At 72.3% G+C, this 8862-nt stretch carries 10 protein-coding genes; 8 read left to right on the top strand and 2 right to left on the bottom strand.

Annotated elements, in window-relative coordinates; translation table 11 throughout:
• The 5 genes from D6689_21680 to D6689_21660 form a co-directional block, all read left to right on the top strand.
• On the top strand, nt 1–163 hold a 163-nt coding region (locus D6689_21680; GenBank protein RMH36859.1), incomplete at its 5' end, for a glycosyltransferase family 2 protein.
• 3 nt (nt 164–166) lie between these two features.
• On the top strand, nt 167–1516 hold the full coding sequence (locus D6689_21675) for a hypothetical protein (GenBank protein ID RMH36858.1): 1350 nt from the start codon (nt 167–169) through the stop codon (nt 1514–1516).
• Nucleotides 1517–1551: 35 nt separating this feature from the next.
• Nucleotides 1552–2289, top strand: a complete 738-nt coding sequence (locus tag D6689_21670) for a class I SAM-dependent methyltransferase (GenBank protein ID RMH36857.1) — start codon at nt 1552–1554, stop codon at nt 2287–2289.
• Nucleotides 2290–2350: 61 nt separating this feature from the next.
• On the top strand, nt 2351–3292 hold the full coding sequence (locus D6689_21665; GenBank protein RMH36856.1) for an SDR family oxidoreductase: 942 nt from the start codon (nt 2351–2353) through the stop codon (nt 3290–3292).
• 9 nt (nt 3293–3301) lie between these two features.
• Entirely contained in the window at nt 3302–4384 is a 1083-nt protein-coding gene (locus D6689_21660; GenBank protein RMH36855.1) for a hypothetical protein, read from the top strand.
• Here D6689_21660 and D6689_21655 read toward each other — a convergent pair.
• Together D6689_21655 and D6689_21650 are read right to left on the bottom strand one after the other, a co-directional pair.
• On the bottom strand, nt 4303–5349 hold the full coding sequence (locus tag D6689_21655; protein RMH36854.1) for an SDR family oxidoreductase: 1047 nt from the start codon (nt 5347–5349) through the stop codon (nt 4303–4305). The genes D6689_21660 and D6689_21655 overlap by 82 nt on opposite strands.
• Before the next feature lie 31 nt (nt 5350–5380).
• Nucleotides 5381–6694 (bottom strand): nucleotide sugar dehydrogenase, encoded by a 1314-nt coding sequence (locus D6689_21650; GenBank protein RMH36853.1) that lies wholly within the window; start codon nt 6692–6694, stop codon nt 5381–5383.
• Nucleotides 6695–6816: 122 nt separating this feature from the next.
• Between D6689_21650 and D6689_21645 the strand changes: the two genes are divergently transcribed.
• The 3 genes from D6689_21645 to D6689_21635 are packed head-to-tail and all read left to right on the top strand — an operon-like array spanning nt 6817 to nt 8772.
• Nucleotides 6817–7044: a PqqD family protein gene (locus D6689_21645; GenBank protein ID RMH36852.1), complete on the top strand. Its 228-nt coding sequence runs from the start codon at nt 6817–6819 to the stop codon at nt 7042–7044.
• A gap of 17 nt (nt 7045–7061) precedes the next feature.
• The gene (locus D6689_21640) at nt 7062–7922 is read left to right on the top strand and encodes a hypothetical protein (GenBank protein RMH36851.1); all 861 of its coding nucleotides are present in this window, start codon (nt 7062–7064) and stop codon (nt 7920–7922) included.
• Nucleotides 7923–7962: 40 nt separating this feature from the next.
• Nucleotides 7963–8772, top strand: a complete 810-nt coding sequence (locus D6689_21635) for a hypothetical protein (protein ID RMH36850.1) — start codon at nt 7963–7965, stop codon at nt 8770–8772.
• Nucleotides 8773–8862: the final 90 nt, after the last annotated feature.

The raw sequence follows: 8862 nt of genomic DNA, 5'->3' as shown, positions 1-8862 counted from the left end.
TGAACCCGAATTTACCGCGAAGATCGCGAAGCTCGGCTGTCGAGTATTTGAAGTCCCGGTGAGTTACAGTGGGCGCACGTACGCGGAGGGCAAGAAAATTGGCTGGAAAGATGGCGTCCGGACAATGTACTGCATAGCCCGCTACAATTTGTTTTCCCGCTAATCCATGCTCGCCACGTTGGCGGACGCCTCGCCGAGTTTTCTGCGTGATTCATCCGATCGCGGGCCGCGTACCAATCCATCGCTGGTTGCCTATTGCTTGTTCGTCGCAAGTTTGCCATTCGCGCGACCGCCGCTAGGCACGCTTCTCGGATTTCCGGTTCAGATCTCAGATGTACTGCTAGTCGCCCTTTACTTGACGGCAACCGTCGACTGGATCCGTGGTCGCATCAGACGTTGCCCCGATCCAGCGCTGACGGCATTGGCTGCCGCGTTCGTTTGCGCGCAATTGCTGTCAGTGCTGCTGGGTCCCGGCCTGCAACTGCGAAATGTCGGGAAGCTGGCTGCATACGCCGCGCTCATCTTCCTCGTGCCGCTCAGCCCCATGCTGGTCCAATCCACCAAGGATGTGCACTGGCTGCTCAGAGCGTGGCTTCTTGGGGTTGCGTTGACGGTGGTCTTGGGCATCGTTGGACTCGTCGGGTTTTGGATCGTGCCCGATTGGGTCCGATCCAACCTGATGCTCGGCTACGGCGCCCTCAAACCAGGCCCGTACCCGCGCCTGGCTCTGTGCTCGGTCCACCCCAATATGCTCGCGAACTACCTCGCCATCGCGACACCGGTTGCGCTCGTTGCGCTGGCGCGCTGGCGCGTCGCTGCGAGAGTCTGCGTGGCCGCGGGCGCGGCGTTGGTAGGCTTGTCAACGCTGTCAACGGGATTTGCCGGGATCGCGATCGGTCTATCCATCGCGCATCGCCTGTGGTTACCGTTGCGATTCCGGAGACCGCTTCGGATTGGGCTGTTTACGGCCACGATACTCGCGACGCTCGTTCTCACGACCGCCACAATCGCGACTATCGGTCCGCCGGGTAGTGGCGGAATCGCGCTTGGCGAACGCGAACTTCGTCTGTGGGACGGTCCGCGGCCGTCCATTTGGAGTGGGGCTTTGCAGACGTTTCGGGAGCATCCGTGGACCGGCATCGGCTACGGCGAGTACCCGGCGGTCACGACAGACCCGCGAGCCTTCGTGCCGGCGTCAAGCCTTGCCCAGGTCCAAGGGCCGGTCGAGCCGCATCGAATGGAAGCACACGACGTCTGGCTAAGTGTCGCCGGACAGTCTGGTGTCATTGGGCTCGGCGCATTCGTCGCGCTCCTTGCGTCGATTATCGCGCCCCTGGTACGCAGGGGCCCGGCAGACGCCACTGCGGACGACGTGGCCGCGCGGCTCCGGCAAGCGCTGCTCGCTGGACTGGCTGGTGGGCTGCTGTTCCACGGGCTTTTCGCCGCCTCCGAGGAGGCGCGGCATCTGTGGGCCCTGCTGGGATTGTGCGCGATCGCGGTACGACGCCGGCGCTAGCCGCTGGGCTCGTCACGCGATACGATGCGCGTCCGATGGCACCTGCACAGCCCCTCCATTACGACGGCGCCGAGTTGGAGGCGCTCGCGACGGCCGACCGCTACTACGAGTGGATCCTTGCGGAGTTCGAGCTGGAACGACTCGGGACGTGCCTCGAGGTGGGGGCCGGGACCGGGAACCTCACGCGGCGTCTGCGTCGTCACTCACCGGACGCAATGGTGTGTCTCGAACCCTCGACGAATCTGTTGGAGCGCTTGCGTGAGACGGTCGAAACCGGCAACGGGGACAGGGTCAAGACCGACATCGTAGCTCAATCATTCGAAGCCTTTGCTGTACAGCAACGCAGTGCGTCCTTTGACTCGATCGTCTGCGTGAACGTCCTCGAGCACATTCGCGACGATCGCTCGGCCGTTCGCGAGATGCACCGCCTGCTACGGCCCGGGGGACGCCTCTACTTGATGGTGCCGGCGTTGCAATGGATCTACGGGTCGCTCGACGAGGCGTTTGGGCACTACCGCCGTTACGCAAAGCGGCCGCTGCGGCAGCTACTGCAGGATGCCGGGTTCCAGGTCGAAAAGCTTCGTTATCTGAATTCGGCTGGTATCGCTACCTGGTTCCTCATGGGCCGCATCTTCAAGTGGCGCGGTTGGGGCACGGGCTCGGTGACGGTCTACGATCAGTTGGTGATCCCGATCTTGCAACGGATAGAGTCGATCGTGGAACCGCCGATCGGCCAGAGCTTGCTTACCGTGGCCACGAAACCTGCCGCCTGATCCTCGCGGGAGCGTGCGGGTGCGGTTGCGCGGATGGCACGCCGCGCGGTAATCAGGCTTCATGCGCATCCTCGTGACCGGTGGCGCGGGCTTTCTCGGCTCGCACCTGTGTGAGCGACTGATCGACCGCGGCGACGAGGTCCTGTGTCTCGACAATTTTTTCACGGGGACACGGCGCAACGTCGACGCGCTGCTCGACCACCACCGGTTCGAGTTGGTGCGCCACGACGTCACGCAGCCGGCGGTCTTCGAGGTAGACCAGATCTACCACCTGGCGTGCCCGGCATCACCCATTCATTACCAGCGCAACGCGGTGCGCACCATCCGGACCGCCGTGCAGGGCACGCTGCACATGCTCGACATGGCGCGCGAGGTTGGCGCGCGCCTGCTGATCGCTTCGACCAGCGAGGTGTACGGCGACCCGCAGGAGCACCCGCAACGAGAGAGCTACTGGGGTCACGTCAACCCGATCGGCGACCGTGCGTGCTATGACGAAGGCAAACGCTGCGCGGAAGCGCTGACGGTGTCGTACGCTCGCCAGTACCGGGTTGAGGTGCGCATCGCGCGTATCTTCAATACATACGGGCCTCGCATGCACGAGAACGACGGCCGCGTCGTGTCCAACTTCGTCGTGCAGGCATTGCGCGGCGAGCCGCTTACCGTGTACGGGGAGGGAACCCAGACGCGCTCGTTCTGCTTCGTGAGCGATCTGGTAGAGGGATTGATTCGGTTGATGGATTGCGCAACGGATCCCGGACCCGTGAATCTCGGCAATCCTCGCGAAACGACCATCGCCGAGCTCGCGCGCGAGGTGCTGCACCTGGCGGGGAGTCCGTCTCGCGTAGAGCATCGACCGCTGCCGAACGACGACCCCGCGCGCCGGCGGCCCGACATTTCGAAGGCGCGCGAGCTGCTCGGCTGGCAGCCCACGGTTCAGCTCGAAGACGGGCTGGCTGCAACCATTGCCTACTTCCGCGAGCAGCTGGACCTCTTGCGAGCGTAGGCGACCGCGGTGGTCGCGGGCGGGGGCTCCCGTAGACTCGGGCGTGTGACGACCACGGGCGAAGCGGGCGCCGCGGTGCTCGCGCTGGCGCGAGGTCTGGTCGCGGGGGACGCGGCCGGCGATCGGTCGCTGCCGGAGCGCGAGGTGCGCGCGCACCGGCTGGGGCCGCTGGCGTACCGGGCGGGCTGCCGCGCGTACCGCGCGGACTACGCGCTGTCGTCGGTGCAGGCGGCCGAGCGCGCGGCGGCGCTGGCCGAGGCGGTGGCGGTGCTGCGGCGGGCCGGCGTGGCGGTGGCGGTCATCAAGGGTGCGGCGTACGCCGGGTGGCTGTACGCGGACCCGGCCGAGCGGCCGATGTCGGACGTCGACCTGCTGGTGCGCCCGCGCGACCGGCGGACGGCGCTGCGCGCGCTCGCGGGCCTGGGCTACCGGCCCACGGTGCAGCCGCCGCTTCACCACGCAACGGCGCTTGCGCGCGGCCGGTCGTGGATCGATCTGCACGTGGGCATCGTGCAGCCGGGCCGGACGCGCATCTCGACCGACGCGGTGATGGCGCGGGCGCGGCCGGCGGCGGAGCGCGCGGACGGCGCGCTGCGCCTGGACCCGGCGGACGAGGTGCTGTTCCTGATGGCGTCGCTCATGCGCGCCGAGCTGTTCGCGCCGCTGCTGGCGTTCGTGGACGCGGGGCGGCTGGTCCGCGCGGTCGGGCCCGATGCGGTGGCGGAGGCGCGGGCGAGGGCGCGGGCGTACCGGGCGCGGCGCGGGGTGGACGCGGCGTTGGCGATGTGCGCGCGGGTGCTCGGCGAGGCGTGGCCGGCCGGCTGTGCGGCGCCGATGCCGCGCGGGGTGCCGGCGCCTCCAGTCGGCGCGGTGGCGGCGGCGGTCGCGCCCGGCTGGCCGCAGCGCGCGGCGCGGCGCGTGCTGCTGTCCGACGGCGCGCGCGAGGCGGCCTGCACGGCGGCGATCTCGCTGGCGCGCGTCGTCGATCGCGCGCTCCGCGCGCGCGGCGGTCAGCGCGCCGCCGGCCGGTGGCGCAGAAACCAGCGGGCGGTCGCCGCCAAGCCGTCGCGGACGCGGACGGCCGGCTCGTAGCCGAGCCGCTCGCGCGCGAGCGAGATGTCGGCCAGCGAGTGGGGGATGTCGCCGGGCCGCGGGTCGGCGAACACGGGTTCCGCCGCCCGAACGTCGGCGCGGACCTCGGCGACGGCGTCGCGGAGGGCGGCGAACAGCTCGAGCAGCGACGTGCGCTCGCCGCAGGCGACGTTGTACACGCGGCCGGTGGCGTCCGCGGGCGCGAGCGCCGCCAGCAGGTTGGCCTGCACCGCGTTGTCGACGTGGCAAAAGTCGCGCGTCTGGCTGCCGTCGCCGTAGACCTCGCACGGCTGGCCGGCCGCGAGCCGGGCGATCCACCGCGGGATGACGGCGGCGTAGGGCCCGTTGGGATCCTGGCGCGGCCCGAACACGTTGAAGTAGCGCAGCCCGATGCACTCGATGCCGTACAGCGACTGGAACACCGCAGCGTACAGCTCGTCGAACCGCTTGGTCGCGGCGTACGGAGAAAGCGGCGCGCCGATGCGGTCCTCGACCTTCGGCAGCGCGGGCTCGTCGCCGTACACGGCGCTCGACGAGGCGTAGACGAACCGCTCGACGCCGGCGTCGCGGGCGGCGATGAGCAGGTGCAAGAAGCCGTCGACGTTCGCCTCGTGGGTGGCCACGGGATCCTCGACCGAGCGCGGCACGGAGCCGAGCGCCGCCTGGTGCAGCACGATGTCGACGCCGTCGCACATCGCGCGGCAGGCGTCCGGGTCGCGCACGTCGGCCTCGCGGAAGTCGTAGCGGTCGGCGGCGGCGCCGGCCGCCTCGCGCACGGCGTCGACGTTGTCGCGGTGGCCGGTGGCGAAGTTGTCGGTGCCGACGACGTGCTGCCCGAGCGCGAGCAGCCGCTCGGCCAGGTGCGAGCCGATGAAGCCGGCGGCGCCGGTGACCAGCCAGCGCCGCGGGTGGGCGGCGAGCGCGTCACGGATGCGGGCGTCGGCGGGGGTGGGGGCGGTCGTCATGGCAAGGGCCTCTCGTCGGGGACGCGCGCGGTCACAAGCTCCAGTAGGTCGCGCCCGCCGGCACGGCGGCCGGGTCGAGCGCGGACTTGACGTCGACGACGACGCCGCCCGGGCGCAGGCGCGCGAGGGCTTCGGCGGCGCCGCCGTCGAGGTACGCCGCGTGCGGCACGGCCAGCACCACGGCGTCGAGGTCGCGCAGCGCGTCCCACTCGCACAGCGCGATGCCGTAGTGGCGCCGGGCCTCGTCGCGGTCGGCGAGCGGGTCGTGCACGAGCACCTCGGCGCCGAACTGCGCGAGTTCCGCACAGATGTCCGGCACGCGGCTGTTGCGCACGTCGCCGACGTTCTCCTTGAACGCCAGCCCGAGCACGCCGATGCGCGCGCCCTTGATCGCCGCGCCCGCGCGCGCGAGCAGCTTGATGAGCCGGCCGGCGACGTACACGCCCATGTTGTCGTTGATGCGCCGCCCCGCCAGGATCACCTCGGGATGGTAGCCGAGCTCCTCGGCCTTCGTCGTGAGGTAGTAGGGATCGACGCCGATGCAGTGGCCGCCGACCAGCCCGGGCGAAAACCGCAGGAAGTTCCACTTGGTTGCCGCTGCATCGAGCACGTCCCGCGTGCGGATGCCGAGCCGGTCGCAGATGATCGCGAACTCGTTCATCAGGGCGATGTTGAGGTCGCGCTGCGTGTTCTCGAGCACCTTGGCGGCCTCGGCCACCTTGATCGACGCCGCGCGGAAGACGCCCGCGGTGACGACGCGGCCGTACAGCGCCGCGACGCGGTCGACCGTGGCGGCGTCGTCGCCGGCGACGACCTTCTGGATGCGCTCGAAGGTGTGTTCGGCGTCCCCGGGGTTGATCCGCTCGGGCGAGTAGGCGAGGTGGAAGTCGACGCCGGCGCGCAGGCCGGAGACCTGCTCGAGCAGCGGGGCGCACACCTCCTCGGTCACGCCCGGGTAGACCGTGGACTCGTAGACGACGACCGCGCCCGGCTTCAGCGCGCGGCCGACGATCTCGGTGGCGCCGCGCAGCGCGGACAGGTCGGGTCGCCGGGTGGTGTCGATCGGCGTCGGCACCGCGACGACGAACGCGTCGATGTCGCGCAGGTCGCGCTCGTCGCTGGTGAACGCGACCCGCGTTTCGCGCAGCTCGTCGGCCGTCGCCTGGCCGGCCGGGTCGACGCCCTCGCGCAGCAGCGCGACCTTGCGGGCGTCGATGTCGAAGCCGACCACGTGGTAGGCGCGGCCGAACGCGAGCGCGACCGGCAGGCCGACATAGCCGAGGCCGAGGACGGCGACCCGCTCGGCCGGGGCGGGACAGGACGGGGGCGTGGGCGCTTCCGGCATGACCGCCCGCACGCTACTCGCGCCGTCGCCGCGGTGTCAAACGATTGCGCGCCGTGCTAACGTTCGGCCCCGTGTCAGCCGGGCTGCGATACCGCCAGAACCCGCGCGTCGCCGGGCGACGGATGGACGAGGTCGTGTTCGTCGTGACGCCCGACGACCAGCGGCTGCACGAACTCAACGAGACGGCGGCCCTCATCTGGGAGTGCGCGGCCGCCGGCTGCACGGCCGAGGACGCGGCCCGGGCGATCGTCGAACAGTACGAGGTCGACCTGGACACCGCGCTGGCGGACGTGCGCGCGTGCTGCGAGGACCTCGTGAACCGCAAGATCCTGGTGGCCGAGCCGGCCTGACGCCCGGCGGGCGCGACATGGTCGAGCTGGCGTTTCGTCTGGCGGACCTGGAGGTGCGGGTCCGGTCGCCGGCGGCGGCGCCGATCGACGCCGTGGCCGCGCGCTACCGCCGCTGCGCGCGCGCCGGCGGGCAGGCGGCGCCGGACGTGACGGTGGACATCGAACCGGCGCCGGAGCTGGACGCGTCGCCCCCGCGGGGGAAGGCGGCGGCCGCGCTGCGCGCCGAGCCGGCGCCGGGCGAGCCGCCGGGGCTGCGGCTGTCGCGCGCGGACGTGCGCGGCGAGGTGCGCGTGCCGCGCGACGGCCCGGTGCGCGCGCGGTTTCGCGCGGCGCGGCCGGCGACGACGGAGACGGCGATCCGCACGGCGCTGGCGATCGCGTTGCCGGCCCGCGGCGGGCTCGTGCTGCACGCGTCGGCGGCGGCGCTCGGGCCGGCGGCCGACGCGCCGGCGGTGGCGCTGTGCGGCGACAGCGGGTCGGGCAAGACGTCGATCGCGGCGGCGCTGGTGGCGGCGACCGGCGGCGCGAAGCTGGCCGACGAGCTGCTGGTGGTCCGCGCGCGGCCCGGCGGCTGGCGCGTGTTCGTGGCGCCGTTTTATGACTCGGAGCCGCTGCCGTTCGGGGCGTCGTTTCCGCTGGCCGGCTGGTGCGCGCTGGCGCCGGCCGAGTCGGGGCCGCCGGTCCGGCTGGCGGCAGCGCAGGCGATGGCGGCGGTGCCGGCGGCGGCGCTGGCCTACGCCGCCGGCGGCCCGCTGGGCGAGGCGCTGCTCGACACGGCGGCGCGGCTCGCGGTCGACGTGCCGTGCTGGCGGCTGCCGTCGCGCGACCGGTCGGCCGCGGCGGCGGCGCTGCTCGGCGCGCTGGAGGGGCGCGCGTGACGGCGGCGCCGCGCGCGCGGAGGGGGCGGCGGTGCCGGCGGTGACGCGCGCGCGCGTGGCCGGCATCGTCGCCGAGGTCGCCGCCAGCGAGTCGAACCCGGTGGTCGATCGGCTCCGCGGGCTGCCGGCGGGCGACGGCGACCCGGACCTCGTCGTCGAGTTGGTCGCCGACCCGCGGTTCTCGGCGCCGCCGGCGGCGAACCCGCCCGCGTTCGACGCGCGCGCCGCTGGCGACGACGCGCTCGAGCTGTGGCGGGCCGACGTCGTCGGGCGCGTCGAGGTGCCCGCCGACCCGGCGGCGCCGGTGCGCGCGCGGTTCACCCACGCCCGCCCGCTCGGCGCGGAGGCCGGCTGGCGCGTCGCACTGGCGACGGCGCTCGTGCGGCGCGGCGGCTTCGCGCTACACGCGTCGGCGGTCGAGCGCGACGGGCGCGCCTACGTGTTCTCCGGCCACTCGGGGGCGGGCAAGTCGACGATCGCCCGGCTGCTGTCGCGGCCCGGCAGCGGCCGCACGCGGCTGGCCGACGAGCTGCTGGTGGTCCGCCGCGCCGCCGGCGGCTGGCTCGTGGAGCTGCCGCCGTTTTTCACGCCCGAGCCCGACCTGCCGTTCGGGCGCGTCGTGCCGCTGGCGAGCTACCACAGCCTCGCGCACGCGCCGCGCGACGAGCGGACGGCGCTGCCGCCGGCGGCCGCGCTGCCGCGCCTGATGGAGAACGTCCTCATCTACAGCGCGCTGCCGCGGATCGCGGCGGCCGTGCTCGACGTCGGCGCGCGCTTCGCGGCGGAGGTGCCGTGCTACCGGCTGCGGTTTCGGCCGCACGAGGCGGTGGCCGCGGCGCTGGGCTGGTGACGCCGCGCTGGTGACGCCGCGCGTGATCCCGGCCGCGGTTTCGGCCGCACGAGGCGGTGGCCGCGGCGCCGGGCGGGTGACGCCGCGCGG

The sequence above is a fragment of the Deltaproteobacteria bacterium genome, assembly GCA_003696105.1.
Lineage (GTDB): Bacteria > Myxococcota_A > Polyangia > Haliangiales > J016 > J016.
The sequence above is the reverse complement of the archived record's forward strand: the minus strand, read 5'-3'. Positions and strand labels throughout refer to the sequence as shown.

Excerpts from the sequence above, each read along its gene's own strand:
- D6689_21675 (RMH36858.1), top strand. The coding sequence starts at position 167 with ATGCTCGCCACGTTGGCGGACGCCTCGCCGAGTTTTCTGCGTGATTCA.
- D6689_21670 (RMH36857.1), top strand. The coding sequence starts at position 1,552 with ATGGCACCTGCACAGCCCCTCCATTACGACGGCGCCGAGTTGGAGGCG.
- D6689_21665 (RMH36856.1), top strand. The coding sequence starts at position 2,351 with ATGCGCATCCTCGTGACCGGTGGCGCGGGCTTTCTCGGCTCGCACCTG.
- D6689_21655 (RMH36854.1), bottom strand. The coding sequence starts at position 5,349 with ATGACGACCGCCCCCACCCCCGCCGACGCCCGCATCCGTGACGCGCTC.
- D6689_21650 (RMH36853.1), bottom strand. The coding sequence starts at position 6,694 with ATGCCGGAAGCGCCCACGCCCCCGTCCTGTCCCGCCCCGGCCGAGCGG.
- D6689_21645 (RMH36852.1), top strand. The coding sequence starts at position 6,817 with ATGGACGAGGTCGTGTTCGTCGTGACGCCCGACGACCAGCGGCTGCAC.
- D6689_21640 (RMH36851.1), top strand. The coding sequence starts at position 7,062 with ATGGTCGAGCTGGCGTTTCGTCTGGCGGACCTGGAGGTGCGGGTCCGG.